Origin of the sequence: Allobosea sp. BH3, assembly GCF_025499465.1 — a bacterium.
In the GTDB taxonomy this organism is placed as follows: domain Bacteria; phylum Pseudomonadota; class Alphaproteobacteria; order Rhizobiales; family Beijerinckiaceae; genus Allobosea.
In genome coordinates this window covers 259,110-284,615 of the sequence record NZ_JAIMCA010000005.1, presented here as the reverse complement: position 1 = coordinate 284,615, position 25,506 = coordinate 259,110, and the positions used below count along the sequence as shown (strand labels likewise).

The 25,506-nt window shown below is 67.1% G+C and carries 25 protein-coding genes; 17 read left to right on the top strand and 8 right to left on the bottom strand.

Features of this window, described 5'->3' with window-relative positions; genetic code table 11:
• Nucleotides 1-25: 25 nt before the first annotated feature.
• Nucleotides 26-2,311 (top strand): NADP-dependent malic enzyme, encoded by a 2,286-nt coding sequence (locus tag BoBH3_RS18020; RefSeq protein WP_262332216.1) that lies wholly within the window; start codon nt 26-28, stop codon nt 2,309-2,311.
• 138 nt (nt 2,312-2,449) lie between these two features.
• Here BoBH3_RS18020 and BoBH3_RS18015 read toward each other — a convergent pair whose 3' ends face one another.
• Together BoBH3_RS18015 and BoBH3_RS18010 are read right to left on the bottom strand one after the other, a co-directional pair.
• A complete protein-coding gene (locus BoBH3_RS18015; RefSeq protein WP_262332215.1) occupies nt 2,450-3,520 on the bottom strand; it encodes a patatin-like phospholipase family protein in 1,071 nt (356 codons plus the stop codon).
• A complete protein-coding gene (locus BoBH3_RS18010; protein WP_262332214.1) occupies nt 3,517-4,302 on the bottom strand; it encodes a 3-hydroxybutyrate dehydrogenase in 786 nt (261 codons plus the stop codon). Before BoBH3_RS18010 ends, BoBH3_RS18015 begins: the two co-directional genes overlap by 4 nt.
• 112 nt (nt 4,303-4,414) lie before the next feature.
• On the opposite strand from BoBH3_RS18010, the gene BoBH3_RS18005 reads away from it, so the two are divergent.
• The 6 genes from BoBH3_RS18005 (at nt 4,415) to BoBH3_RS17980 (ending at nt 11,986) form a co-directional block, all read left to right on the top strand.
• Nucleotides 4,415-4,957, top strand: a complete 543-nt coding sequence (locus BoBH3_RS18005; RefSeq protein ID WP_262332213.1) for a Fur family transcriptional regulator — start codon at nt 4,415-4,417, stop codon at nt 4,955-4,957.
• A 42-nt stretch (nt 4,958-4,999) separates the two neighbouring features.
• On the top strand, nt 5,000-6,274 hold the full coding sequence (ispG, locus tag BoBH3_RS18000) for a flavodoxin-dependent (E)-4-hydroxy-3-methylbut-2-enyl-diphosphate synthase (protein ID WP_262332212.1): 1,275 nt from the start codon (nt 5,000-5,002) through the stop codon (nt 6,272-6,274).
• A gap of 78 nt (nt 6,275-6,352) precedes the next feature.
• A complete protein-coding gene (locus tag BoBH3_RS17995; RefSeq protein ID WP_262332211.1) occupies nt 6,353-8,317 on the top strand; it encodes a potassium transporter Kup in 1,965 nt (654 codons plus the stop codon).
• A gap of 131 nt (nt 8,318-8,448) precedes the next feature.
• A complete protein-coding gene (locus BoBH3_RS17990; RefSeq protein ID WP_262332210.1) occupies nt 8,449-10,245 on the top strand; it encodes an ABC transporter ATP-binding protein/permease in 1,797 nt (598 codons plus the stop codon).
• A 45-nt stretch (nt 10,246-10,290) separates the two neighbouring features.
• Nucleotides 10,291-10,857, top strand: a complete 567-nt coding sequence (locus BoBH3_RS17985) for a hypothetical protein (RefSeq protein WP_262332209.1) — start codon at nt 10,291-10,293, stop codon at nt 10,855-10,857.
• 181 nt (nt 10,858-11,038) lie between these two features.
• Complete coding sequence (locus BoBH3_RS17980) at nt 11,039-11,986, top strand: lysylphosphatidylglycerol synthase domain-containing protein (RefSeq protein ID WP_262332208.1); 948 nt, start codon at nt 11,039-11,041, stop codon at nt 11,984-11,986.
• 24 nt (nt 11,987-12,010) lie between these two features.
• Here BoBH3_RS17980 and BoBH3_RS17975 read toward each other — a convergent pair whose 3' ends face one another.
• Nucleotides 12,011-12,703 (bottom strand): hypothetical protein, encoded by a 693-nt coding sequence (locus BoBH3_RS17975; RefSeq protein WP_262332207.1) that lies wholly within the window; start codon nt 12,701-12,703, stop codon nt 12,011-12,013.
• 142 nt (nt 12,704-12,845) lie between these two features.
• Between BoBH3_RS17975 and BoBH3_RS17970 the strand changes: the two genes are divergently transcribed.
• Nucleotides 12,846-13,481 (top strand): glutathione S-transferase family protein, encoded by a 636-nt coding sequence (locus BoBH3_RS17970; RefSeq protein ID WP_262332554.1) that lies wholly within the window; start codon nt 12,846-12,848, stop codon nt 13,479-13,481.
• Nucleotides 13,482-13,565: 84 nt separating this feature from the next.
• Complete coding sequence (locus tag BoBH3_RS17965; protein ID WP_262332206.1) at nt 13,566-14,852, top strand: multidrug effflux MFS transporter; 1,287 nt, start codon at nt 13,566-13,568, stop codon at nt 14,850-14,852.
• 118 nt (nt 14,853-14,970) lie between these two features.
• On the opposite strand, the gene BoBH3_RS17960 is transcribed toward BoBH3_RS17965, so the two are convergent.
• Nucleotides 14,971-15,177: a cold-shock protein gene (locus BoBH3_RS17960; protein ID WP_262332205.1), complete on the bottom strand. Its 207-nt coding sequence runs from the start codon at nt 15,175-15,177 to the stop codon at nt 14,971-14,973.
• 213 nt (nt 15,178-15,390) lie between these two features.
• Here BoBH3_RS17960 and BoBH3_RS17955 point away from each other — a divergent pair, with 213 nt between their 5' ends.
• Together BoBH3_RS17955 and BoBH3_RS17950 are read left to right on the top strand one after the other, a co-directional pair.
• Entirely contained in the window at nt 15,391-16,077 is a 687-nt protein-coding gene (locus tag BoBH3_RS17955; protein WP_262332204.1) for a fumarylacetoacetate hydrolase family protein, read from the top strand.
• Between the two features lie 20 nt (nt 16,078-16,097).
• Nucleotides 16,098-17,027 (top strand): dihydrodipicolinate synthase family protein, encoded by a 930-nt coding sequence (locus tag BoBH3_RS17950; protein ID WP_262332553.1) that lies wholly within the window; start codon nt 16,098-16,100, stop codon nt 17,025-17,027.
• A gap of 127 nt (nt 17,028-17,154) precedes the next feature.
• On the opposite strand, the gene BoBH3_RS17945 is transcribed toward BoBH3_RS17950, so the two are convergent.
• Together BoBH3_RS17945 and BoBH3_RS17940 are read right to left on the bottom strand one after the other, a co-directional pair.
• Complete coding sequence (locus BoBH3_RS17945) at nt 17,155-17,637, bottom strand: copper chaperone PCu(A)C (protein ID WP_262332203.1); 483 nt, start codon at nt 17,635-17,637, stop codon at nt 17,155-17,157.
• Nucleotides 17,638-17,741: 104 nt separating this feature from the next.
• Nucleotides 17,742-18,119 carry a hypothetical protein gene (locus BoBH3_RS17940; protein ID WP_262332202.1) on the bottom strand — a complete coding sequence of 126 codons (378 nt, stop codon included), beginning with the start codon at nt 18,117-18,119 and terminating at the stop codon, nt 17,742-17,744.
• A 434-nt stretch (nt 18,120-18,553) separates the two neighbouring features.
• Between BoBH3_RS17940 and BoBH3_RS17935 the strand changes: the two genes are divergently transcribed.
• Genes BoBH3_RS17935 through BoBH3_RS17915 form a run of 5 tightly spaced genes read left to right on the top strand, consistent with a single transcriptional unit; the run spans nt 18,554 to nt 21,626 of the window.
• Nucleotides 18,554-18,823, top strand: coding sequence for a hypothetical protein (locus BoBH3_RS17935; protein ID WP_262332201.1), 270 nt, complete (start codon nt 18,554-18,556; stop codon nt 18,821-18,823).
• A 7-nt stretch (nt 18,824-18,830) separates the two neighbouring features.
• Nucleotides 18,831-19,001, top strand: coding sequence for a hypothetical protein (locus tag BoBH3_RS17930; protein ID WP_262332200.1), 171 nt, complete (start codon nt 18,831-18,833; stop codon nt 18,999-19,001).
• Nucleotides 19,002-19,008: 7 nt separating this feature from the next.
• On the top strand, nt 19,009-20,115 hold the full coding sequence (locus tag BoBH3_RS17925) for a methionine ABC transporter ATP-binding protein (protein WP_262332199.1): 1,107 nt from the start codon (nt 19,009-19,011) through the stop codon (nt 20,113-20,115).
• Nucleotides 20,105-20,785 carry a methionine ABC transporter permease gene (locus BoBH3_RS17920; RefSeq protein ID WP_262332198.1) on the top strand — a complete coding sequence of 227 codons (681 nt, stop codon included), beginning with the start codon at nt 20,105-20,107 and terminating at the stop codon, nt 20,783-20,785. The genes BoBH3_RS17925 and BoBH3_RS17920 overlap by 11 nt, the downstream gene beginning before the upstream one ends.
• A 40-nt stretch (nt 20,786-20,825) precedes the next feature.
• Complete coding sequence (locus BoBH3_RS17915; protein WP_262332197.1) at nt 20,826-21,626, top strand: MetQ/NlpA family ABC transporter substrate-binding protein; 801 nt, start codon at nt 20,826-20,828, stop codon at nt 21,624-21,626.
• A 203-nt stretch (nt 21,627-21,829) separates the two neighbouring features.
• Here the strand turns inward: BoBH3_RS17915 and BoBH3_RS17910 are convergent, their stop codons facing one another.
• Nucleotides 21,830-24,028 carry an esterase-like activity of phytase family protein gene (locus BoBH3_RS17910; protein ID WP_262332196.1) on the bottom strand — a complete coding sequence of 733 codons (2,199 nt, stop codon included), beginning with the start codon at nt 24,026-24,028 and terminating at the stop codon, nt 21,830-21,832.
• 71 nt (nt 24,029-24,099) lie between these two features.
• Nucleotides 24,100-24,534 (bottom strand): hypothetical protein, encoded by a 435-nt coding sequence (locus BoBH3_RS17905; protein ID WP_262332195.1) that lies wholly within the window; start codon nt 24,532-24,534, stop codon nt 24,100-24,102.
• Nucleotides 24,535-24,662: 128 nt separating this feature from the next.
• On the opposite strand from BoBH3_RS17905, the gene BoBH3_RS17900 reads away from it, so the two are divergent.
• Entirely contained in the window at nt 24,663-25,484 is an 822-nt protein-coding gene (locus tag BoBH3_RS17900) for a helix-turn-helix domain-containing protein (protein WP_262332194.1), read from the top strand.
• The last annotated feature ends 22 nt before the right edge of the window (nt 25,485-25,506 follow it).

The window sequence follows — 25,506 nt, the reverse complement described above, 5'->3', positions numbered from 1 at the left end:
AAACGCACAAGAAAAGACCGCCCTGATGACCAACCAGCCGACGAACAAACGCGCCCGTCCGACCTTCACGGATCAGGAGGCACTTCTCTTCCATTCACAGGGCCGGCCCGGCAAGCTGGAGGTGGTGCCGACCAAGCCGATGGCGACGCAGCGGGACCTCTCGCTCGCCTATTCGCCCGGCGTGGCGGTCCCGGTCCTGGCGATCGCCGAGGACCCGTCCCGCGCCTACGACTACACCACGCGCTCGAACCTCGTCGCCGTCATCACCAACGGCACCGCGATCCTCGGCCTCGGCAATCTCGGCGCGCTCGCCTCGAAGCCGGTGATGGAGGGCAAGGCCGTCCTGTTCAAGCGCTTCGCCGACGTCGACTCGATCGACCTCGAGATCGATACGGAGGACCCGGACAAGTTCATCGAGGCCGTGCGCTATCTCGGCCCCTCCTTCGGCGGCATCAACCTCGAGGATATCAAGGCGCCGGAGTGCTTCATCATCGAGCAGCGCCTGCGCGAGCTGATGGACATCCCCGTCTTCCATGACGACCAGCACGGCACGGCGATCATCGCGGCCGCCGGCCTGATCAATGCGCTCGACCTGACGGGGCGCGACATCAAGTCGACGAAGCTCGTCATCAACGGCGCCGGCGCGGCGGCCATCGCCTGCACGGAACTCCTCAAGGCGATGGGCTTCAAGCCCGACAACGTCATCCTCTGCGACACCAAGGGCGTGATCTACCAAGGCCGCACCGAGGGCATGAACCAGTGGAAATCGGCCCATGCCGCGATCACCGACCGGCGCACGCTGGCGCAGGCGATGGAGGGCGCGGACGCCTTCTTCGGCCTGTCGCAGAAGGGCGCCGTGACGCGGGAGATGGTCGCCTCGATGGCGCCGAACCCGATCATCTTCGCCATGGCCAATCCCGACCCGGAGATCACACCGGAGGAGGTCGCGGCCATCCGCGACGACGCCATCATGGCGACGGGCCGCTCGGACTATCCCAACCAGGTCAACAACGTCCTGGGCTTCCCCTACATCTTCCGCGGCGCGCTCGACGTGCGCGCCAACACCATCAACATGGAGATGAAGATCGCCGCAGCCGAATCGCTGGCGGCGCTCGCCCGCGAGGACGTGCCGGACGAGGTGGCCGCCGCCTATCAGGGCGCCCGGCCGCGCTACGGCAAGGATTACATCATCCCCGTGCCCTTCGATCCGCGGCTGATCCATGTCGTGCCGATGGCGGTGGCGCAGGCGGCAATGGACACCGGCGTCGCCGGCAAGCCGATCGTCGACACCAAGGCCTACAAGGCGCAGCTCTCGGCGCGGCGGGACCCGATCGCCGGCACGCTCAACCGCATCTTCGAGCGCGTGCGGCGCTATCCCAAGCGCGTCGTCTTCGCCGAGGGCGAGGAGGAGCAGGTCATCCGCGCAGCCGCCTCCTTCGTGAGCCAGGGGCTCGGCCAGGCGATCCTGGTCGGCCGCGACGAGCGCATCCAGGAGGCAGCCGCCTTCCTCGGCGTCGACCTCGAGGCGAAGGGCATCGAAATCCAGAACGCGCGGCTCTCGCATCGTAACGCCGCCTATGCGCAGTATCTCTACGAACGGCTGCAGCGGCAGGGCTACCTCTTCCGCGACTGCCAGCGGCTGATCAACCAGGATCGCAACCACTTCGCCGCGGCGATGGTGGCGCTCGGCGATGCCGACGCGATGGTGACCGGCGTGACCCGCAACTACTCGATCGCACTGGAGGAAGTCCGGCGCGTCATCGACGAGAAGCCGGGGCACCGGCTGATCGGCGTCTCGGTCGTGATCTCGCGGGACCGCACGGTGCTGGTCGCCGACACTGCGATCACCGAGATGCCGACCGCGCAGCAACTCGCCGAGATCGCCATCGAGGCGGCCGGCGTCGGGCGACGCCTCGGCTACGAGCCCAAGGTCGCGATGCTGGCCTTCTCCAGCTTCGGCCATCCGCCCGGCGAGCGCTCGGAGAAGGTGCGCGAGGCGGTGAAGCTGCTTGACGCCCAGCGCGTCGATTTCGAGTATGACGGCGAGATGGCGGCGGATGTGGCGCTCAATCGCGACATCATGAGCCAATATCCGTTCTGCCGGCTGACCGGGCCGGCGAACGTGCTGGTCATGCCGGCGTTCCATTCGGCCTCGATCTCGACCAAGCTGCTGCAGGAGCTCGGCGGCGCGACCGTTATCGGCCCGCTGATCGTCGGCCTCGACAAGCCGGTGCAGATCGTGCCGCTCGGCGCGAAGGACTCCGACATCGTCAACATGGCGGCGCTGGCGTCGTTCAATATCGGGGGGTGAGCCTGCCACACCGCTCGGGCGTCATTCTCGGGTGCCGCCTGGCGGCGACCCGGGAATCTCGTGAAAGAGGGGCGCACGAGCCTCCTTCGTCAGGAGATGCTCGGGTCAAGCCCGAGCATGACGGCGCCGCGGCGCCGCTCAGGAGAACGCTTCCCTGAGATCGATCGTCTCGGTCTTGCCGACGGCGTCGTAGTTGCGCTTCAGCCAGCGCTTGCCGGCCGCGCGGCCCATGTCGCGCAGCCTGAGCAGGAAGGACCAGTCGGCGTTCATCCGCGACGACGAGGTCAGCTCCGCCAGCGGCGGGCCGCCGTCGATGCGGTGCATCAGCACGCGCTTGTATTCGGCACGCGGCAGCTTGCCGGAATCGACGAGACGGTTGACGAAGTCGATGGCGCGCAGCTCGCGCAGCAGCGAGGCGTTGAAGGTGATCTCGTTCAGCCGGTCCTGGATCTCGCGGGCCCTGGTCGGCAGTTCGCGGCGCTGGAGCGGGTTGATCTGCACCAGCAGGATGTCGTCGCAATGGGCCTGGTAGAACAGCGGGAACAGGGCCGGGTTGCCCATGAAGCCGCCGTCCCAATAGGCCTCGCCCTTGATCTCCACCGCCTGGAAGACCATCGGCAGGCAGGCCGAGGCCATGAGATGGTCCGCCGTCAGCTCGTCGCGCTCGAACAGCGCGATCTTGCCGGTGCGGACATTGGTGGCGGCGATGAAGAGCTTGACCGCATGGCAGGCGCGGACCTTCTCGAAATCGATCAGGTCCGCGATGACGCCGCGCAGCGGGTTGATGTTGAGCGGATTGACGTCATAGGGGCTGGCCACCTTCGAGAACATCTCGAAGAAGATCATGCCCGGCGGCGTGCCGTTATGGCCCCAGGCGCCGAGCATCGTGTCGAGCAGCGAGCGCTCCGAGCCGCCGTACTTGCCGTCGACGCTGACCGCCCGCCAGAAGGCCTCGAGCTGGGCGCGCGCACCGTCGGCCCCGCCTTCGAGCCAGCCCTCGACCAACACGACCGCGTTCATCGCGCCCGCGCTCGTGCCGGTCAGCGCCTCGATGGCGAGCCGCCCATCTTCCAGGACGGCGTCGAGCACGCCCCAGGTGAAGGCGCCATGGGCGCCGCCGCCCTGCAGCGCCAGCGAGACCGTCTTCTGCGCCTTCGGCCCCGCGAGCCCGAGGACCGGCGCGGCGCTGCCCGGCTGGCGTCCGCTCACGCGGCCGTCCAGCCGCCGTCGATCGGGAGCGTGGCGCCCGTGATCGACTTGGCCGCGTCGGTGCAAAGGAAGACGGCGAGCGCCGCGACCTGCTCGACCGTGACGAACTCCTTGGTCGGCTGGGCCTCCAGCAGCACGTCCTGGATGACCTGCTCCTTGGTGAGGCCGCGCGCCTTCATCGTGTCGGGGATCTGCTTCTCGACCAGCGGCGTCCAGACATAGCCCGGCGCGATGGCGTTGACCGTGATGCCCTTGGTCGCGACTTCGAGCGCGACCGTCTTGGTCAGCCCGGCGATGCCGTGCTTGGCCGAGACATAGGCCGACTTGAAGGGCGAGGCGACGAAGGCGTGCGCCGAGGCCGTGTTGATGATGCGGCCCCAGCCCTTCTGCTTCATCTTCGGCAGGGCGGCGCGGATGGTGTGAAAGGCCGAGGACAGGTTGATCGCGATGATCTGGTCCCACTTCTCCAGCGGGAACTCGTCGATCGGCGCGACATGCTGGATCCCGGCGTTGTTGACGAGGATGTCGATGGCGCCGAAGGCCTTCTCACCCTCGGCGATGAAGCCTGCGATTTCGGCGGGCTTGGTCATGTCGGCGGGCGAGAACACCACCTCGACACCGAATTCCTTGGCGAGATCGGTGCGCAGCTTCTCGGCGTCGGCCGGGGGCATGATGCCGTTGATGACGAGATTGGCACCCTCCTTGGCGAGCGCCCGGGCATAGGCGAGTCCGATGCCGGAGGTCGAGCCGGTGATGGCGGCGGCGCGGTCTTTCAGAAACATGATCGTCGAGGCTCCTGACAATCGGGGAGAAAATGCTTAGGTTCGGGGGCGAACGGGGCAATTGCCGCAACGACAGGACAGCAGGTTGCCCGATGAGTCTTTGCTACGCAACATGACGAAATTGCAGCCCCACGCCCATGCGCATGGCGACCATGCGCACCACACGCATGACGGCGAGACCTGCCGCCACGCGCAGGACCACCGCGCCCACGCCGCAGAAGCGCTGGAGCGGGCCGAGCGCCTGTGCCGCGAGCGCGGCCTGCGCCTGACTCCGATCCGGCGCCAGACGCTGGAAGCGCTCCATGCCGACCACCGCCCGGTCGGAGCCTATGATCTCGCCGACCGGATCTCGCCGGCGGGCGGGCGCAGGCTCGCGCCGATCTCGATCTACCGGGCGCTGGATTTCCTGGTCGAGCAGGGCTTCGTCCACCGGCTGTCATCGAAGAACGCCTATGTCGCCTGCCTGCACGGCCATGGCGCGGACGATATCGTCGCCTTCCTGATCTGCGAGGCCTGCGGCGGGGTGGACGAGGATTCCTCGCCCGCCATGAAGAAGGCTGTGGCGGCCATCACCGAAATCCGGCAATTCTCCCCTTCGCACCAGATGGTCGAGATCGTCGGCCTCTGCGAGCATTGCCGGAACGCCGCTTCATGATGAGCCTTCCCATGGTCCCTGAGAGCCTCTAGAGCAGCCCGCATGAATGAGCGCGCCTTCTCATACCTGACGCCGGAACGCGCGGGGCCCCTCGGCCGCCAGCTCACCGTGCCGGTCAAGGTCGGCCATGTGACGGTCGGCGGCGGCGCGCCCATCGTCGTGCAGTCGATGACCAACACCGACACTGCCGATATCGCGGCCACCGTCGCGCAGGTCGCCGCGCTTGCACGCCAGGGCTCCGAGCTTGTCCGCATCACGGTCGACCGCGACGAGGCCGCAGCCGCCGTGCCGAAGATCCGCGAGCGGCTCGACCGCGTCGGCATCGACGTGCCGCTGGTCGGGGACTTCCACTATATCGGCCACAAGCTGCTCGCCGACCATCCGGCCTGTGCCGAGGCACTGGCGAAATACCGGATCAACCCGGGCAATGTCGGATTCAAGGACAAGAAGGACAAGCAGTTCTCCCAGATCGTCGAGATGGCGATCCGGCATGGCAAGCCGGTGCGCATCGGGGCGAACTGGGGCTCGCTCGACCAGGAGCTGCTGACGGCGCTGATGGACGAGAACGCGCGTGCCGTCCGCCCGCTCGATGCGCGAGCCATCATGCGCGAGGCGATGGTGCAGTCGGCCCTGCTCTCTGCCGAGCGCGCGGAAGAGCTCGGCCTCGGCCGCGAATACATCATCCTTTCGGCCAAGGTCTCGGGCGTGCAGGACCTGATCACGGTCTACCGCATGCTGGCGAGCCGGGCGAACTACGCCATCCATCTCGGGCTGACCGAGGCCGGCATGGGCACGAAGGGCATCGTCGCCTCCTCGGCCGCGCTCGGCATCCTCCTGCAGGAAGGCATCGGCGACACGATCCGCTTCTCGCTGACGCCCGAGCCCGGCGGCGACCGCACGCTCGAGGTCAAGACGGCGCAGGAACTGCTCCAGACCATGGGCTTCCGCGCCTTCGTGCCGCTCGTCGCGGCCTGCCCTGGCTGCGGGCGCACCACCTCGACCGTATTCCAGGAGCTGGCGCGGGATATCCAGGATTGGATCTCGTCCTCCATGCCGGAATGGAAGACCGTCTATCCCGGCGTCGAGAACCTCAACGTCGCGGTGATGGGCTGCATCGTCAACGGGCCGGGCGAGTCCAAGCATGCCGATATCGGCATCTCGCTGCCCGGCACGGGCGAGGCTCCGACCGCGCCTGTCTTCGTGGACGGCAAGAAGGTCACCACGCTGCGGGGCGCCGGCATCGCCGAGGAGTTCAAGGCCATGGTCGCGAGCTATATCGAGAAGCGCTTCAACGTCGCCGCCGGCAGCTCCGACTGACTCCGGCTTTGCGCATCGCAGACATTATGTTAGAGGCCCCGGCCTTTCGTTGCACCGCAGCATGCGCGGAGTTCCCCTATGGGGCATGAGAACCCGACGCCGGCCAACGTCCGGCCGGAGGATAGCCGTTTCGGCCTCGACGACGGCAACGGCCATGCCGGCAGCCACGGCCACGGCAAATCCGGCTTCGCCGCGCTCGCGCTCGGTGCGCTGGGTGTCGTCTACGGCGATATCGGAACGAGCCCGCTCTATGCGTTGCGCGAGACGTTGCTTGCCGCCAGCGGCGGCGACGAGAAGGCTGTCATCCCCGACGGAATCATCATCGGCGTGCTCTCGCTGATCCTGTGGTCGCTCGTCATCGTCGTGACGCTGAAATACGTCGTGCTGCTGATGAGGGCCGACAACAACGGCGAAGGCGGCATCCTGACGCTGGTGGCCCTCGCCCAGCGCAGCCTCGGCCGGGCGCGCAGCCATATGGCCCTGTTGCTCGGCATGATCGGCGCCGGGCTGTTCTATGGCGACACCGTCATCACCCCGGCGATCTCGGTGCTCTCGGCGATCGAGGGCGTGAAGCTCATCACGCCGGCGCTGGACGACTACATCCTGTGGATCGCCTCGGTGATCCTGATCGGGCTGTTCGTGATGCAGAGCCACGGCACGCATCGCGTCGCGACCTTCTTCGGCCCGATCATGCTGGTCTGGTTCCTGACGCTGGCGGGGCTCGGCATCTACCATATCGCCGACGACCTCAGCGTCTTCCGCTCGATCAACCCCTGGTACGCCCTGCTGTTCTTCAGGGACCATTCCGTGGTGGCGCTCGCCGTGCTCGGCTCGGTCTGCCTCGCCGTCACCGGGGCGGAAGCGCTCTATGCCGATATGGGCCATTTCGGCCGCGGGCCGATCCGCGGAGCCTGGCTCTACGTCGTCTTTCCGGCGCTGTGGCTCAACTATCTCGGTCAGGGTGCGCTGATCCTCTCCGACCCCAGCGCCATCGACAATCCGTTCTACCGGCTCGCGCCTGAGGGCTTCCTGCTGCCCTTCGTCATCATGGCGACGGTCGCCACCATCATCGCCAGCCAGTCCGTGATCACCGGCGCCTTCTCGCTGACGCGGCAGGCCATCCAGCTCGGCCTGCTGCCGCGCATGGAGATCCGCCACACCTCTGAGCAGACCTCCGGCCAGATCTACGTGCCGCGCGTCAACCTGCTGCTGCTGGTCGTCGTGCTGATCCTGGTCTGGTCCTTCCGCACATCGTCCAGCCTGTCGCATGCCTATGGCATCTCGGTCTTCGGGACGATGGTGGTGTCGTCGCTGCTTGCCTCCATCGTCATCCGCCGCCACTGGGGCTGGAGCCTGCCCGCCACGACGGCGCTGATCCTGCCCTTCCTGCTGGTCGACCTTTCGTTCTTCTCGGCCAACATGCTGAAGCTCTTCCATGGCGGCTATGTGCCGGTGCTGCTCGCCATGGCGCTGACGCTGGTGATGTGGACCTGGATGCGCGGCACCAAGATCCTGTTCGACAAGACCCGCAAGACCGACGTGCCGCTGCTGGAGCTCGTCAGCATGCTCTCCAAGAGCCCGCCGGCGCGGGTGAAGGGCATGGCCGTCTTCCTGACCAGCGACCCGGAAACGGCGCCGGCCTCGCTGCTGCACAACCTCAAGCACAACAAGGTGCTGCACGAGCGCAACGTCATCCTGACCGTGCGCTCCGCCGACACGCCGCGCGTCGCGGAGGAGGAGCGCGTGCGCCTCTCCCGCATCACCGACGATTTCTGGCGGGTCGACATGGTCTACGGCTACATGGAGAGCCCGAACGTGCCCAAGGGGCTCGCGATGCTGCGCAAGCAGGGCTTCAAGTTCGACATCATGTCGACCTCGTTCTTCCTGTCGCGCCGCTCGATCAAGGCCTCCCCGCAATCGGGCATGCCGGTCTGGCAGGACAACCTCTTCATCAGCCTGACGAAGAGCGCGACCGACGCCACGAACTTCTTCCAGATCCCCACCGGCCGCGTCGTCGAGGTCGGCACGCAAGTGACCGTCTGAGCACGCTTCCTCAGGCGAGAGCCGGCACGGACGGCTCGCGCGTACTCCGTTCATTTTGAGTTCATCCAGTCCCGGCGAGGTTCCCAGTAGAGGGAGACCGGAAAACCGGCCCTGGGGGAACGATCTCGACCGTGCTGACGCCCGACGACAAGCCAGGCGCAGGATCGGCCGTGCCGGGCGACCGGCAGGTCGCGCTGCGTTTTGCCCGCCTGACCGGCGGATTCTGGCATGGCGAGACGGCCCGTTGCGCCTGGCTCTGGACGCTGCTGCTGGCAGCGGGCGTCATCCTCACCGTCTTCGCCAACGTCACGGTCAACCGCTGGAACGGCTGGTTCTTCGACGCTCTGGAGCGCAAGGACGGCCATAGCGCCCTCGTGGCCATGGCCGTGTTTCCCCTCATCGTGCTGGTGGTCGCGGGGCTCGGCGTCCTGATCCTGAAGTCGCGCGAGACCTTCCAGGTGCATTGGCGGCGCTGGCTCACCGCCAAACTCGTCGATGGCTGGGTCGGCGAGCGGCGCTTCTTCAGGCTGGGATTGTCCGGCAAGGAGCCTGCCAATCCGGAATACCGGATCGCGGACGATGTCCGCTGGGCGACGGAGCCGATCGTCGATTTCGCGATGGGGCTGCTCTCCTCCGTCATCACCATCGTGATGTTCATCGAGATCCTCTGGGAGATCGGCGGCAGCCTGAGCGTGTCCTGGGGCGACAGCGAGATCACCATACCCGCCTATCTCGTGCTCGCCGCGATCCTCTATGCCGTCATCGTCACGCTGCTGGTGACGGGCGTCGGACGCCACCTCGCCGGCCTGATTGCGCTGCGAACGGACAGCGAGGCGGGCCTGCGCTTCGCGCTGATGCGCATCCGCGACCATGGCGAGGCGATCGCACTCGCCCGCACGGAAGCCGGGGAGCGCCACGCCGTGGCCTTGAGCCATGGCGTGCTCGTGTTGCGCTGGCTCAGCGTCATCAAGCACCGCGCGCGCCTGACCTGGATCACCAATGGCAGCAGCGCTCTGGTTCCGGTCGTGCCGCTGCTGTTGGCGGCACCGAAATATCTCGCCGGCGAGATGACGCTGGGCGGCGTCGTCCAGGTCGCAGCCGCCTTCGTCGCCGTGCAGAACGCCTGCAACTGGCTGTTCGACAATTTCATGCGCATCGCCGAATGGCTCGCGGCCGCACGGCGCGTCAACGAGCTTGCCGATGCGCTGGAGGCCGTCGAATGCGAGCCGCCGGCGCAGGGCCTCGTCATCGAGGACGGCCCGCATGAGGGCCTGCGCCTGGAAGCGGTGACGCTGCATGACGGCACCGGGCAACCGCTTGCCGCCGAGATCGGCTTCGCATTGCCGGCGGGAGCGATGCTTCACATCACCGGCGATGCCGGCTTCGCGAAGAGCGCGCTGCTGCAGGCCATCGCAGGGCTGTGGCAGCAGGGCGAGGGCGTGATCGCCATGCCGCGCGGCGCCCGCGTCGCCACCGTACCCCAGCATCTGCAATTGCCGGGGATCAGCCTGCGGCAGCTTCTCCAGAGCGATCGGCCGCGCCCTGCGCCGGAGATCGCCGCGGTACTGCGCCGTTACGGTCTGTCGACCCTCACCTCGCGTCTCGATGGCGAGGATGACTGGAACAAGACGCTGACCCGTGGCGAACGGCAGCGGCTCGCTTTGGCCAGGACCGAGCTCGGCAGCCCCGAGATCGTACTGCTCGACGAAGCGACGAGTGCGCTCGAAACCGACGCGGCGCTGGATCTCCTGACCGAGCTGCGTGCAGCCCTGCCCCGCGCGGTCATCATCGCTTTCGGACAGAGCCCCGGCCTCGCTGAGATCGCCAGCCACCGGATCGTGCTGCGGCGGATCAGGGGCGTTGCCGCGATCGTCGAGCGCGAAGGGTTCCTGGAGCACCACGCCGCAGCGGCCCTGGAAGCATCCTGACGGGCCGCGAACCGCCCTAACCGTTCAACAAGAAGGAACACAACCGTGAAAATGAACATCTGGGACGCCTTCTGGGGGCTCGAGATCGAGCAATGTCCCTGCGACGTACATTTCGTCGAATGGCTGGAGGCCGAGAAGCTGAGCGGCCGGCGCATCTATCATTTCGGCACCGGCGGGCACCACTATGTCGGGCTGCGCTGCGCCGAGCCGCATCTCGACAACACGGTTCTGGGCATCACCGCGTCGCCGCAGGAATACGAGTCCTTCATCAAGCTCGCGACCGACAACCCCACTATCACCAAGACCTACAGCGCCTATTTCGGCGACATCTACACCAGCAACGCCAAGCTTCTGCCGCGCTTCGACATCGTGACGCTGTTCCACTCCGGCGAGTTCCGCGGCGAGGCCAACGACGCCTATGGCGCGCTGACCGACCGCGAGGTGATGGACCTCTTCACCGAGCAGACGGACAAGGGCGGCTATATCCTGTTCTACAAGGGATCCTACGCCTACGACGTCGCGGACCGGCTGATTCCGGAATGGGTGAAGGCCATGCCCGTCGAGGAGATCGAGGGCTTCAAGACGCTTCGGATCTTCCGCAAGACCGCCTGAGAACATCCGGCTGGGCGGGAGGATCGGGCTGCCTCATGGGCCCTATTCGTGGTCGCGGGTTGTGCATCGCGGCTGAGACGTTATGTCTGCGGCCGGGGCGTGTCCGCGCCCTCTCGCCCGCCACCTCGCCGCGGACAGCCGCGGCGCTTGAGCCAGAGAGCGCATGTCGTTCGAGCCAGGAATGCCCCTGCGCAGGCGCAGCCGCTGGTGGTGGCTGGGCCCGCTGGCGAGCCTTGCCATCTTCGGCGCCTCGCTCGTCGTGCTCTGGCACATCGTCAGCCAGATGGAGCCGGCGGAGCTCGCCGGTGCCTTCTCCAATGCGAGCCTGCGCCAGCTCGGCCTCGCCACCGCCTTCACCGCGCTGAGCTACCTGCTGCTCACCGGCTACGACGCGCTGGCGCTGCGGCGGCTCGGCCTCTCGATCCCCTATCGCACCACGGCGCTCGCCTCCTTCACCAGCTATTCGGTGTCGTTCACGCTCGGCTTCCCGATCGTGACCGGCGGGACGGTGCGCTACTGGATCTATTCGCCGAAGGGCGTGCGGGCCTCGGAGGTCGCGAGCCTGACCGTGATCGCAGGCCTGACGTTCTGGCTCGGCCTCGGCGCCATCCTCTGCGCCAGCCTGTTCTACTCGGCCGAATCGGTCGCGATGCTGGCACGCACCTCGCCGCTCGTGGTCCAGATCGTCGGTGGTGTGATCGGGATGGCCACCCTGGGCTATCTCGTCTGGATTGCGACGGATGAGCGCAGCCTGCGCGTCAAGGGCTGGAACCTGCCCCTGCCGGGCCTGGGCACGACGCTGGGCCAGATGGCACTTGGCGCCTGTGAGGTCAGCGCAGCGGCCGCGGTGCTGTTCGTGCTGCTGCCGGGGGGCTACAATCTCGAGTATACGACATTCCTGGCCGCCTACATCTTCGCCTGCCTGATCGGCATTGCCAGCCACGCGCCGGGCGGGCTCGGCGTATTCGAGGCCACGATGCTCGTCGCCCTCAACCGCCTGCCCCAGGAACAAGTGCTGGGCGCGCTGCTGATCTTCCGCGTCATCTACTACGTCCTGCCCTTCATCGTGGCGCTGGCGATGCTGGCGCTGAACGAGATCGTCCGCCGCATCCGCCGCCACGAACCCTGAAGCGGACGGCTTTCGGGCCGGCGGCTATTTCACCGCGACGATGAGCATCAGGAAGACGAGCAGCAGCAGGAGCTGCTTGAAGCTCCAGTTGATGCGGCGCAGCTGGTCGGCGCTTTCGGCCTGCCAGTCCTCCTCATCGTCCGTCTCTTGAGCGGGCGCGGCGGCATCCGCCGGCGGGCGCGGCCACCAGGTGAGACTCTCGATGAAGCCCCGTGCCGGCGCCATGGCATGGCCTTCGCCATCGCGGCTGAGATACCAGTCGAGCGGCTCCGCCTCCGGCCTCTCGCGATCCTCCCTGCGCACCCAGAGGCTGGTCGTGGCGGAGATGGCGAGCTCCTGCGCCAGGCCCGCCAGCATATCGCCTTTGAGCTGCTCGAAGACGGCCAGCGGCAGGAACGCCTCGGCAAAGGGCGCCTCGCGATAGCCGATCAGCAACAGCAGCCGCCCCTCATCGGCTGAGGCGGTCAGCGGGCGCAGCGTCAGCCCGATCGGGCCGGCCTCTCCGGACATACCGGCGGGGGCGAGCGTGCCGCCGACGACATGGGCCTCCGCGAGGATGCGCCGCCCGTCCTCCAGGCGCCCGTCACGGCTCTCGAAGCCACCGACGAAACGCAGCCCGGAAGCCGTCAGGCGAAAACGCCGGGCGATGCCCTGCACATAGCGAGGCGGATGCCCGTCTTCAGCGGATACGCCGCTTTCCGCGCGTGATTCGTTCATGCTCCCGCCCTGCTTCGTGTGCAGGATAGCAGCTCGATCCGCCGGCGTCAGGCGCGGCGCTCCTGACAGATGCGCGCCATCCCGGCAGGCTAAGAAGCCGGAGCGGAACCGTCACGGAGGAAAACCCATGGCCGACACAGGCGTGGCCGATGAAATCGTGCTTTACACCAACCCGATGTCGCGCGGCCGGATCGCGCGCTGGATGCTGGAGGAAACCGGCCAGCCCTACCGGGCCGAGGTGATGGATTTCGGGCCTCCTATGAAGAGCGATGGCTACAAGGCGCTGAACCCGATGGGGAAGGTGCCCACGCTCCTCCATGGCGACACGGTCGTGACCGAATGCGCCGCGATCTGCGCCTATCTGGCCGACGTCTTTCCGCAATGCGGCTTGGCGCCGGAGCCCGGCAGCCCCCTGCGCGGTCCCTATTACCGCTGGCTGTTCTTCGGCGCTGGCCCGCTCGAGGCGGCCGTCAGCAACAAGGCCTTCGGGCTCGAGGTCCCGGCCGGCAAGGAGCGGGCGATCGGCTACGGCAGCTTCGGCGACGTGATGGACACGCTCGAGCAGGCCGTCTCGCGCGACGAATATCTGCTCGGCGAGCGTTTCAGCGCCGCGGACGTCTATGTCGGCGCCCATATCCTCTGGGGGCTGCAGTTCGGCACGATCGAGAAGCGTCCCGCCTTCGAGGCCTATGGTGCACGGATCGCGGCCCGGCCGGCCGCTCTTCGCGCCGACGCGATCGACGATGCGCTGATCGCAGAGCAATCGAAGGCGAAATAAGCCGAGACGCGCGGAACGCATGACCCATGGCCGGCAGGGCGGGTTGCCGCTCCCGGCCGAGAGGTCTAATCCTGCGCCATACAGATGATCCGCCGCTGCGACGATCTTCGCAGCCGCTCCCTATCGATCGCCATGAACGAAATGCCTCCCGTCTCCCGGCCGCGCCACGGCATGGGTTTCTACCCCTTCGTCGGCCTCACCGCCGCGCTGATGGCGACGAACGCGCTCGCCGTCGACGTGATGCTTCCGGCCCTGTCGGAGATGTCGGAGGCACTCGGCATCGCCGAGGCCAATCAGCGCCAGTGGATCATCACCGCGTATCTGCTCGGCTTCGGTGTGTCGCAGATCGTCTACGGCACGATCTCGGACCGCTACGGACGCCGGCCGGTGCTGCTCTTCGGGCTCGCCGTCTATGTGCTGGCCAGCATCGCCTGCTCCTTCGCCGGCTCCTTCGAGGCGTTGATGGCGGCGCGCGTGCTGCAGGGGGTGGGGGCTGCGGCGACGCGCGTCCTCGTCGTCTCGATCGTGCGCGACTGCTATTCCGGCCGCGACATGGCGCGGGTGATGTCGCTGGCCATGATCGTCTTCCTGTCGGTGCCGATCCTGGCGCCTTCGCTGGGGCAGGCGATCCTCTGGGTCGCGCCATGGCGCTGGATCTTCGGCATCCTGACCGCTTTCGGCGCCGCGGTGATGATCTGGGTGCTGCTGAAGCTGCCCGAGACCCAGCGCCCCGAGGACCGCAAGCCGATCGACGCGGCGAGCGTCGTCGCCGCCTTCCGCACGACGCTGACCAACCGCATCGCCGTCGGCTACATGCTGGCGATGGCCTTCATGCTCGGCGGGCTGTTCGGCTTCATCAATTCGGCGCAGCAGGTCTTCGTCGACGTCTTCCGCACGCCGGAGCTGTTCACCACCATCTTTGCGATGATCGCGATGTTCATGGCAGCGGCCTCGCTGGTGAACTCGCGCATCGTCGGACGTCTCGGCATGCGTCGCGTCTCGCACGGGGCACTGCTCGGCTACATCGCGCTGACGAGCAGCCATGCGCTCCTGGCGCTTTCGGGCCATGAATCGCTCTGGGCCTTCGCGATCCTGCAGGGCGGGTGCATGTTCTGCTTCGGACTGATCGGGCCGAATTTCGGCACCTTGGCGATGGAGCCGCTCGGCCATGTCGCGGGGACGGCCTCGTCGATCCAGGGTTTCGTGACGACCGTGATCGGCGCCCTGCTCGGCTTCTATATCGGCCAGCATTTCAACGGGACGGTCGTGCCCCTGACCTCGGGCTTCGCGCTTTGCGGCCTTGCTGCCCTCATCACCGTGCTCGTCGTCGAGCGAGGCAGCCTGTTTCATCCAGCGCCCGGCCGGAGCTGACCGCATTTTCCATCCGGAGCGCTTTCGCTCCCGTTCCGCCGCCGATGGCGGCGGAGATGCCTGGAATACCCTGGCTCGGGACAGGCTTCGCCTTCGCTGCCCCGCTGTCTCGTCGCCCTTAGACCTTCAGGTTCACCGCAGCGTTCTTGCCGGTCTTGCGGTCAGGCTCAAGATCGTAGCTGATCTTCTGGCCCTCGTTGAGACCGCGCAAACCTGCGCGCGTCACCGCACTGATATGGACGAAAATATCACTCCCGCCTTGATCGGGGGTGATGAAGCCGTATCCCTTGGTTTCGTTGAACCACTTCACGGTTCCGGTGCTCATGCCGTGTCTTTCCTATCGCCGATTCCCCCAGCAACGGCACTGTAGGCGGCAAATCCCGCCGGTTGCAACGACGCGCCGCACAAACCTTTCCGCGCATGCGAAGGCGCATGCCGCAATGCCGTCCGCGCAGGCCGGGGGCCGCCGCAGGGACGCTTGCGGTCGGCGCGCCGCTGCCGCATGAACGGCGGCGAGCATGATTGAAGGAGCTGCCCCATGAGCAACTATGTGATCGACCCGCCGGCCACCGTGGCCGTGCCGGTGGCGGGGGGCGGTTCCTTCCCGGTCAGGCGCGTCTTCTGCGTCGGCCGCAACTATGCCGAGCACACCCGCGAGATGGGCGGCGACCCGGACCGCGAAGAGCCGTTCTTCTTCACCAAGCCGGCCGATGCGCTGCTGATCAACGGCGCCGACATGCCCTATCCGACCAAGACCGCCGACCTGCACCATGAGATGGAGCTCGTCGTCGCGATCGGGACCGGGGGCAAGGACATCCCGGAAGCGGAAGCGCTGGCCCATGTCTACGGCTATGCGGCCGGGCTCGACATGACCCGCCGCGATCTGCAGAACACCGCCAAGAAGACCGGGCGGCCCTGGGACATGGCGAAGGGCTTCGACCTTTCCGGGCCGATCGGCGAGATCGTGCCGGCGAGCAAGGCGGGCCACCCCGCCGCGGGCAAGATCGAACTGACGGTCAACGGCACTGTCCGCCAGACCTCCGACCTCGCCAAGCAGATCTGGAACGTCGAGGAGACGATCTCCTATCTGTCGGGCCTCGTCGAACTCAAGCCCGGCGACCTGATCTTCACCGGGACGCCGGAGGGCGTCGCCGCCGTCGGCAAGGGCGACGTGCTGGAAGGCGAGATCGCCGGCGTCGGCACCGTCCGCGTCCGCATTTCCTGATCCCGGAGCGCTTCATGACCATCCGCCTGACCGCCGACGCCTCTGGCGTCTTCCCGATCGCGCCGACGCCGTTCAGTCCCGACGGTAGCCTTGACTGGGCCTCAACCGACCGGCTCTTCGCCTATTACGACACCATCGGCTCCGACGGCACGACCGTGCTGGGCATCATGGGCGAGGCACCCAAGCTCGAGCCCGAGGAATCGCTCGGCATCGTCAAGAGCGCGGTCAAGAACATGCCGGGCAAGCCGGTGATCGTCGGCGTCTCGGCGCCCGGCTTCGCGGCGATGCGCTCGCTCGCGCGCCAGTCGATGGAGCTCGGCGCCGCCGCCGTGATGATCGCGCCGCCCTCCAACCTGCGCACCGACGACCAGATTACCGGCTACTACGCCCAGGCAGTCGAGGCGATCGGTACCGACATCCCCTTCGTGATCCAGGACTACCCGCTGACGCTCTCGGTGATCATGACGCCGGCCGTGATCCGCAAGATCGTCACGGATAATCCGTCCTGCGTGATGCTGAAGCATGAGGACTGGCCGGGCCTCGAGAAGATCTCGACACTGCGCAAATTTCAGCAGGAGGGCTCGCTACGGCCGATCTCGATCCTGACCGGCAATGGCGGGCTCTTCCTCGATTTCGAGATGGAACGTGGCGCCGACGGCGCGATGACCGGTTATGCCTTCCCGGAGCTGCTGATCGATATCGTAAAGCTGCAGAAGGCGGGACAGCGCGACGAGGCGCATGACATCTTCGATGCTCACCTGCCGCTGATGCGTTACGAGCAGCAGCAGGGCGTCGGGCTCGCCGTGCGCAAGTATACGATGATGAAGCGTGGCATCCTGACCAGCGACGCCCAACGCAAGCCGGGCTCTTCGCTGACTGCCGCCGCGAAGGCAGAGGTCGATTACCTCCTCGCCCGCGTCGCCAAACTCGATCCGCGCGCGAAGCTCTGAGGCTCAACCGTCATTCTCGGGCGCCGCGCAGCGGCGACCCGAGAATCTCCGGCAGAATGAGGCTCGGGAAGCCTTCCCCGGCATGAGATGCCCGGGTCGAGCCTGGGCATGACGCCTGATAGGCCGTTCAATGGCCCTTATGCTCGCCTTCTGTGCTGCCCTTGGCGGCGATCGAGTCGACCTTGAACTCGACATCGACGCTGCCGGCCTTCTCGAAGGTGAGCGTGCCCTTCAGCGTCTCGCCCTGCTTAAGCTGCTGCTTCAGGTCCATGAACATGATGTGGTAGCCGCCGGGCTTGAACTCGACCTTGGCGCCGGGCGCTACGTCCACGCCCTTCTCGAGCGGGCGCATGGTCATGATCCCGTCCTTCAAGGCCATCTCGTGGATCTCGGCGCGGCCGGCGAACGGCGCCGAAACCGAGACGAGGCGGTCCGGGGCGGAACCGGTGTTCTCGATGGTGAGATAGCCGCCACCGACCTTGGCGCCGGCCGGCGTCGCGCGCGACCAGGGGTGGCCGATGGTGAGCGAGCCGAGCTTGAAGCCGTGGGCGGAGGCGAGCGTGGCCGACAGCGCAAGCGCGACCGCGGCGAGGGGAAGGGAAAACTTCATGGCAGATATCCTGAGAGCAAAGGGCTGACGACGCAGCCCGGGCAGAGCACGCCCTCCATCACCCGAGGACAGCAGGCGCGCATGCTGGAAAGAAACGGTGCGTCTCAGATTGCCGGCGGCGCGCGCGGCCGGGCGAGGCCCGTCGCGAAGCGATGCGCCAGACCCTCGGCCCGAGACAGACGCTGAGGCAGGCGGACGGCATGTTGCCCGGCGAGGGCCGCCGAGCTGGCAGGCGGCCCTGCGAGCACCGGGTTGAGAGGGCAGCCCTTGCAATGGGCGAGATCGCCTAACGGGACGGGGCCGCCATCGTCCGGAAGCGTTGCGCCGGAGCAGAGCACGATGCCGTCATGCCCGGCCAGCGCGGCAAAGGCGGGCGCCGGCACCAGCGCGAGCGCCAGCACGGCCCAGGCATAAGCCACCGCAAGCCAGGCTCCGAGGCCGGAGCGGCGCAGATTCCGCAGCGAGGTGGCGCGAGCCGACATGGCGGGAGAAAGCGCCCGTCCCGCCGCCGCGTCAAGGCGCCTCTTGCCGCAGGGGCACCAGAGGCGGGGCACGCGATCCGCGGCGTCCGGGTCCGAGCGGAGAAGAATATTCTCCAACGTATCGTTTCTTGAAAAGAACGATCCGGTTGACAAACAGGACGATACCGATCAGATTGCAAACCGTTCCGGAGCAATCCGGGGCCGCGGAGATTTGAGCGAGCAGCTTGCGCCGCGTCACCAAACGCTAAAGCGCCACGACCGTGTCGTGGGCTCCAGATCGTAGGAGACGGACATGATGATTGCGAAGACGAGCCGAAGCCCAGACCGCTTCCGCCTTTCGCCCTGCTGTTGTCGACGCTGAGATCGCGAGGCCGAAAGGCCGCTCCATCCCATCGTTTTTCGACAAGCGCCGCGCTGCGGCGAAAGGCAGAGTCATGTCCGAACTTCAATCCTTCTCCGGCCACCCCGCGCCGGCGCATCAGGTCCAGGCCCAGGCGCATCAGGCCTATGTCATCGAGATCGGCGAGACGCAGGCTGGCCTCGTGAGCCGTCGCGGCGAGGAGCGCTATTTCACCTTCATCGCCGCCTCCGCGCGATTCAGCGCGCTCGACGGCCAGCGCTTCGCCACGCCCGTCGCGGCGGAAAGCGCCGCCCGCCTCCTCGTCTCGCCGCGCCGCCACGGCCCGCTGCGGCTGGCTTCGTGAGGCGGCGATGCCATTGATCTCCGCACTCCGGAATGCGCTGGCCATCTGGTTCGGCTGGCCGATTCCGACCACGCCGGAACGATCCGAAACCACGAGCGAAGACGATCGCCGCTCGATCCGTGACGTGACGCTGGAACAGCTCGGCATCGCCCACTGGTCCAGCCACAGCCACTTCTGAGGACATGATGAACGCCCCCGTCAGACCCGACGCCGTTGTCGTCGGCGCGCTACCCATTGCCGTGCCGGACCCGGCCATCCGCTTCGAGGCGGTTGGCAAGACCTATCCGGCGCGGCGCGGCCAACAGCCGGTGACCGCCCTCGAAGGCATCGATCTCGATGTGCCGGCAGGCGCGATCCTCGGCGTGATCGGCCGCTCGGGCGCCGGCAAGTCGACCCTGATCCGGCTCGTCAACGGGCTGGAGCGGGCGACGGCGGGCCGCATCCTGATCGAAGGCGAAAATGTCACCGGGTTGAACGAGGCCGGCTGGCGCCGGCAGCGGCGCCGGATCGGCATGATCTTCCAGCATTTCAACCTGCTTTCCTCGCGCACCGTCTTCGACAATGTCGCGCTGCCGCTGGAGATCGCGGGCACGCCGCGCGCCGAGATTTCCGCGAAGGTGGAGCGGCTGCTGGCGCTGGTCGGCCTCTCCGACAAGAGCGAGCGCTATCCTTCCGAGCTTTCGGGCGGGCAGAAGCAGCGCGTCGGCATCGCTAGGGCACTCGCCACCGACCCCAAGGTGCTGCTCTGCGACGAGGCCACCTCGGCGCTCGATCCCGAGACGACGCGCTCGATCCTCGCGCTGCTGAAGCAGGTCAACCGCGAGCTCGGCATCACCATCCTGCTGATCACCCACGAGATCCCCGTCATCAAGGAGATCTGCGACCGCGTCGCGGTGATCGAGGACGGGCGGATTGTCGAGCAGGGCGAGACCTTCTCCGTCTTCACCAACCCGCAGCATCCGACCACGGCGCTGTTCGTCGAGGCCGTGACCGGCGTCGAAGTGCCGGCCCATCTGGAAGGGCAGATCCGCGCGGTGCCGCGGGAGGGCGACAACCTCGTGCTGCGCATCACCTTTACCGGCGCGAACGCGACCGCCCCGGTGATCAGTCGCCTCAGCGCCGTCGTCGGCGTGGACGTCAACATCCTGGCCGGGCGGATCGACGCCATCGCCGGCCAGCCCTTCGGCAGCCTGCTCGTCTCGATTCCGGCGCGGCTGCCGGAAAGCGACGCCGTGCTCGGCGCGCTCAGGGCTCTCGGACTCAAGGCGGAGGTCGTCGGCCATGTTTCCTGATTTCCTCTCTCCCCAGATCATCAGCCTGATCTGGCAGTCCACCCTCGACACGCTGACCATGGTCGCGGTTGCCGCCGGGCTCGGCACGTTCTTCGGCCTGCCGCTCGGCGTCTTCCTCGCCACCAGCAAGCGCGGCGAGCTGTTCGCCTCCCCGCTCGCCAATCTCGTGCTCGGCACGCTGGTCAACGCCACGCGCTCGACGCCTTTCATCATCCTCGTGGTGGCGATCATCCCTTTCACCCGGCTGATCGCCGGCACCTCGATCGGCACCGCCGCGGCCATCGTGCCGCTGACGGTGGCTGCCACGCCCTTCATCGCCCGGCTGATCGAGGGCGCGGTGCGCGAGGTCGACCAGGGCCTCGTCGAGGCCGCCCGCGCCATGGGCGCGACGCCGCTCCAGATCGTCCGCAAGGTGCTGGTGCCAGAGGCGCTGCCGGCGATCGTGCTGGGGCTCACGCTCGCCCTCGTCAGCCTGATCGGCTTCTCGGCCATGGTCGGCGCGGTGGGCGGCGGCGGGCTCGGCGACCTCGGCATCCGCTACGGCTACCAGCGCTTCATGCCCGACGTCATGGCCGCCGTCGTCGCCGTCCTCATCGTCCTCGTCCAGCTCGTCCAGAGCATCGGAGACCGCCTGGCGCGCCGCCTGAACAAGCGCCTGCGCCACGCCTGACACCCCTTTCAATCACAGCTCAACCGAAGGAAATGCCATCATGACGACCTCCATCAGCCGCCGCGCCGCGCTCGCCGCCGGCCTCGCCCTCGCGCTCACCGCCGGCCCCGCGCTCGCCCAGCAGAACCAGGTGCTGCGCATCGGCGTCTCGCCCGGCCCGCATGCCGAGATTCTGGAGAAGGTGAAGCCGCTGCTCGCCAAGAAGAACATCGATCTCAAGATCATCGAGTTCTCCGACTATGTCGTGCCGAACCAGGCGCTCGACGCCGGCGAGCTGGAGGCCAATTCCTTCCAGAACAAGCCCTATCTCGACAACCAGGTGAAGGACCGCGGCTACAAGATCGAGAGCGTCGGCCTGACCGTGAACTTCCCGCTCGGCATCTACTCGTCGAAGTACAAGAACTGGTCCGAGATTCCGGACGGCGCGACCGTCGCAATCCAGAACGACCCGACCAATGGCGGCCGCTCGCTGCTGCTGCTGCAGGACAAGGGCGTGATCAAGCTGAAGGATGGCGTCGGCTTCAAGCCGACCCCGCTCGACATCGTCGCCAACCCGAAGAAGCTGAAGATCCTCGAGGTCGAGGCCGCCCAGACGCCGCGCACGCTGGCCGACGTCGCCGCCGCCGCGATCAACACCAACTACGCCGTCGACGCCAAGATCGAGCCGACCTCGGCCATCCTGCGCGAAGACCCGAAGGGGCCCTATGTCAACCTGATCGCCGTGCGCAGCGTCGACAAGGACAAGCCCTGGGTCAAGGAACTGCTCGCCGCCTACCACACGCCTGAGATCAAGGCCTTCGTGGCCGAGCGCTTCAAGGGCTCGGTGCTGGCGGGCTGGTAATTTTAAGAGCGTTTCCGCGTTTCCCCGAATCGCGGAAACGCTCTAACTCTTTGTTTTAACGCATTTTCTTTACGCGATCCGGCACCCACTTCGCTCGAAAATGCTTTAGGTCTCCTCCCCACCTGGCTCTCCAGTCATCAGCCAGGCACCTGCCCCGGACGCGCCACCCGCGCCTCCGGGGCTTTTCGTTTGTGGGTTACTGCTCAGCGCGGGAGCGAGCCGAAGGCGAAGAACTGCGTCTCGCCGGAGGAATCGTCGACGCCGTCATTGTCGGTGACGACGAAGAGGTTTCCGGCCTTGTCGACCGTCATGCCCTCGACCTTGTCGAGGCCGTAGCCGCCGGCCTTCATCAGATCCGGCGTCAGGTCGCGCAGCAGCGTCTTATCGACCGTCGGGATCGTTGCGGAGCCGAGCGCGGCCGGCGTCAGGCCCTTGACCGAGAAGGTCGTGAGCGTCTTCACAGCCTTGGCCCCGAAGAGGTTGTCACGCTCGATCACGGCGAACGTATCGTTGCCGAGATAGGTCAGTTCGGAGAGACCCATCCAGGCACCGGCGGCCGGCTGGGAGAGCGGGTAATGCAGGGCGCCCCAGGCCTTGGTGGCCGGCTTGTAGGTCAGGATCTTGGTCTTGCCCTTCGGATCGTCCTTCCATTCGCGCTGCACGGCGAGCCAGACCGTCTCGTCCGCGCCCGTGCCGGTGATGGCGACGCCCTCGAAGCCGAAGCGGGTCGCCTGCTTGGCCAGTTCCTCCGGCAGCAGGATCTCTTCCTCGACTTCGCCCTTCGCCGAGACACGCAGCAGGATGTTCTGCGTCGGCTTGTCCTTGTTCTCCGGATTGCCCTCGGAGGCGAGCCAGAAGCCGCCAGCGGGACGCGTCGCAATGCCTTCGAGGTCGTAGGCGGCGGGCTTGCCGTCCCTGGTCACGGTGATCGCGCCGGTGATCTTCGCGGGCTTGCCCGTCGCGTCGATCTCGAGGATGCGCGAGGGGCTATAGGCGCTGTCGGTGACCGCGAAGAGCTTGCCGGAGGCCGTCTGGTCCGCCGCAAGCCCGGAGAGCGCGCCCCAGCCGATCGGCGCACCGTTCTCGTCGGCGGACTGGATCGTGGGATAGGAGGCGGGACCCTCGCTGCGGCGATAGATCGTCACGGCCGACCGCGCGCCGCCCTTCTCCCCGACATCGGTTTCCGAAGCCGAGACGAAGAGGTCGCGCTGCGGAATGGCGAGCAGGCCTTCCGGCCCGATGCCGCCCGGCAGGGCCTGCAGGAAGCGCGGCGTCTTCCCGGCGCCCTCATCCTTGTAGACGAGCACGAGCGAGGCACGCTCCAGCCCGACGAAGATCAGCCGGTCCTGGCCATAGGTCGCGACCTCGATGCCCTCGGGCTCGGAGCCCTTGGCGGCGGAGCGCCGCTCCGGATAATGGCCGAGGGCCATGGCGACGTGGTCGACATCGGAGCCGGAATCGAACTCGACCGTGCCGTCCTTGCGGAAGATGGTGAAGCCGCGCGAGCCGCCCTTCCAGTCGCCCTCATTGGCGGTGACGAAGCGGTCATTGTCGAGCCAGCGCACGGCGTCGGGCTCCCGCGCCACGCCCTTCAGCTCTTCAGTGGGCTTGATCTGGCCGTCGCGGGTCTTGTCGATGTTCTTCAGGTCGACGGTGCCGGCGGGGAAATGCGTCACCACCTTGCCCGTGCGGCTGTCGACGATGACGATGTGGTTGTTTTCCTGAAGCGTCACCACCACGAGGCCGTCCTGATTGACGTCGACGAATTCCGGCTCAGGATCGGTCGGCTCGACGGCGGCGATGCCGGTCATGTCGACGACCTGACGCGAAGTGCAATCGATAGCACCGTCCTTGATGCCGATCAGGGTCAGGTTGCCGGCGGGCAGTTGCGGCAGCGCGCCCTTGTTGAGCTTCTCGTCGCGCTCGTTCTCGATGGCGATGACGAGTTTGCCCTTGTCCTTGGTCAGCGTCACCGAGTCGGGCTGGCCGCCGAGATCGCATTTCGCCACGACCTGCTTCGTCGCGAGATCGACGGTGGCGAGATGGCCGGCCGGCTCCTTGAAATTGTCGCCGGAGGTGACGACCGCGACGAAGGCCTTGCCGCCGAGGATGGTCACGGAGGTGGATTCACCCTCCAGCGGCACAAAGCCGGCGGGCTTCGGATTGGCCGGGTCGGCAATGTCGATCAGGCCAAGCGCCTTCTGCTCGGCATCGGTATAGGCGAGCAGCGTGCCGGCTTCGTTCGAGGCAATGATCTCCGAGACGGTCTTGCTCGCGTCACGGTCGGCCGGCAGGTTCAGCGGCACCGAGAAGGTGGCGATGCGATTGAACATCGGCTCGGCGGCGGCGGTGCCGGCCAGGAGCAGGGAGGCGAGAGCCGCGAGGACGAGGGGCTGGCGCATGGATTTGACCCGATGACGGAGTGAGAACTCCGTCGGCTAGGACTCCTGTGCGACAGCTTCGTGACAATGTGTCAGCCTTGGCCTGCTCCATCGACACCGGGCATCATATCCGCCTGCGCCGAGGAGCGCCGGAAGCCGATAACCTCCAGCTCGGTGACGAAGGCGACAGCGGCGGCCTGCACCAGCACGAAGACGATGCCGAGCCCGGTTGGCGCGAACCAACCCGTGAGCAGGATCGCGAGGCTGTCGACGATCCAGATCAGGTTGATGCCGATGACGGCGTAGATGGCGAGGCGCGGCAGAGCCTCTCGACTCGCGAGAAAAGCGAGCAGCGCGGCGCAGGGCAGCAGCATGAGGCCGGCGCCCTGCAGAAGCGTCTCCGGCAACCCAAGCGGGCCGGCGAGCGGGCCTGCAGCCGTGGTGAGAAGCAGCCCCATGCCAGCGCAAGCGGCGGCATCGAGCGCAAGGGCTTTGTGCAACAGGGGCGAGGACTGGATCATCGACATGGCATCATCCTTCCGGTTCGGGGCAGCAGCCCGTTGGTCGATGCCGGGAATGCTGGCGGGTTCGGGAACGCCGGTCGATTAAGCGGGAGGTAATTGGAACGGGTGGCCTGCGTAGCTAGCTTGCCAGCATGAGCACGCATCATTCCCCCTCCATCGGCGCTCTGCTCCGCGACTGGCGGCAGCAGCGGCGCTTCAGCCAGCTCGACCTCGCGCTGGAAGCCGAGATCTCACAGAAGCATCTGAGCTTCATCGAAAGCGGCCGCTCCTCCCCCAGCCGCGAGATGGTGCTGCTGCTGGCGGAGCATCTCGCCGTGCCGCTGCGCGAGCGCAACGCGCTGCTGCTCGCCGCCGGCTACGCCCCAATCTATCTGGAGCGCCCGCTCGACGACCCCGCGCTGAAGGCCGCCCGGGGCGCGATCGACCTGATCCTCAAGGGTCACGAGCCCTATCCGGCGCTCGCCATCGACCGGCACTGGACGCTGCTTGCCGCCAATGGCGCGGTGACACGGCTGCTCGGCCTCGTCACCGATGCGGAACTGCTGCGACCGCCCGTCAACGTCCTTCGCCTCTCGCTGCATCCGGATGGGCTTGCGCCCTTCATCGTCAATTTCGGCCAATGGCGCGGCCATCTGCTCGCGCGGCTGCGGCAGCAGGTCCGCGCGACGGCGGACGGCACGCTGGGCGCGCTGCTGAGCGAGCTCTCAGCATATCCTCATGCCGAGGCCGCGGCGAAAGCCCACCGGGAGACCGATCATGAAGCCGGCATCGCCGTGCCGATGCAGCTCCAATTGGGCGAGACGGTGCTCTCGCTGATCTCGACGACGACGGTGTTCGGCACGCCGGTCGACATCACCCTGTCGGAGCTCGCGCTGGAGACCTTCTTCCCGGCCGATGCCGCCACCGCCGAGACGCTCCATGCGCTCGCCGCAGCCGGCACCGGGACGGCGTGAGCGCCCGGAACCTTTGCGCCGC

Coding starts and splice junctions, on each gene's coding strand:
- BoBH3_RS18020 (WP_262332216.1), top strand. CDS start 26: ATGACCAACCAGCCGACGAACAAACGCGCCCGTCCGACCTTCACGGAT.
- BoBH3_RS18010 (WP_262332214.1), bottom strand. CDS start 4,302: ATGTTTCTGAAAGACCGCGCCGCCGCCATCACCGGCTCGACCTCCGGC.
- BoBH3_RS18005 (WP_262332213.1), top strand. CDS start 4,415: ATGACGAAATTGCAGCCCCACGCCCATGCGCATGGCGACCATGCGCAC.
- ispG (WP_262332212.1), top strand. CDS start 5,000: ATGAATGAGCGCGCCTTCTCATACCTGACGCCGGAACGCGCGGGGCCC.
- BoBH3_RS17995 (WP_262332211.1), top strand. CDS start 6,353: ATGGGGCATGAGAACCCGACGCCGGCCAACGTCCGGCCGGAGGATAGC.
- BoBH3_RS17980 (WP_262332208.1), top strand. CDS start 11,039: ATGCCCCTGCGCAGGCGCAGCCGCTGGTGGTGGCTGGGCCCGCTGGCG.
- BoBH3_RS17975 (WP_262332207.1), bottom strand. CDS start 12,703: ATGAACGAATCACGCGCGGAAAGCGGCGTATCCGCTGAAGACGGGCAT.
- BoBH3_RS17965 (WP_262332206.1), top strand. CDS start 13,566: ATGATCCGCCGCTGCGACGATCTTCGCAGCCGCTCCCTATCGATCGCC.
- BoBH3_RS17960 (WP_262332205.1), bottom strand. CDS start 15,177: ATGAGCACCGGAACCGTGAAGTGGTTCAACGAAACCAAGGGATACGGC.
- BoBH3_RS17955 (WP_262332204.1), top strand. CDS start 15,391: ATGAGCAACTATGTGATCGACCCGCCGGCCACCGTGGCCGTGCCGGTG.
- BoBH3_RS17945 (WP_262332203.1), bottom strand. CDS start 17,637: ATGAAGTTTTCCCTTCCCCTCGCCGCGGTCGCGCTTGCGCTGTCGGCC.
- BoBH3_RS17940 (WP_262332202.1), bottom strand. CDS start 18,119: ATGTCGGCTCGCGCCACCTCGCTGCGGAATCTGCGCCGCTCCGGCCTC.
- BoBH3_RS17935 (WP_262332201.1), top strand. CDS start 18,554: ATGTCCGAACTTCAATCCTTCTCCGGCCACCCCGCGCCGGCGCATCAG.
- BoBH3_RS17930 (WP_262332200.1), top strand. CDS start 18,831: ATGCCATTGATCTCCGCACTCCGGAATGCGCTGGCCATCTGGTTCGGC.
- BoBH3_RS17925 (WP_262332199.1), top strand. CDS start 19,009: ATGAACGCCCCCGTCAGACCCGACGCCGTTGTCGTCGGCGCGCTACCC.
- BoBH3_RS17920 (WP_262332198.1), top strand. CDS start 20,105: ATGTTTCCTGATTTCCTCTCTCCCCAGATCATCAGCCTGATCTGGCAG.
- BoBH3_RS17915 (WP_262332197.1), top strand. CDS start 20,826: ATGACGACCTCCATCAGCCGCCGCGCCGCGCTCGCCGCCGGCCTCGCC.
- BoBH3_RS17910 (WP_262332196.1), bottom strand. CDS start 24,028: ATGCGCCAGCCCCTCGTCCTCGCGGCTCTCGCCTCCCTGCTCCTGGCC.
- BoBH3_RS17905 (WP_262332195.1), bottom strand. CDS start 24,534: ATGTCGATGATCCAGTCCTCGCCCCTGTTGCACAAAGCCCTTGCGCTC.
- BoBH3_RS17900 (WP_262332194.1), top strand. CDS start 24,663: ATGAGCACGCATCATTCCCCCTCCATCGGCGCTCTGCTCCGCGACTGG.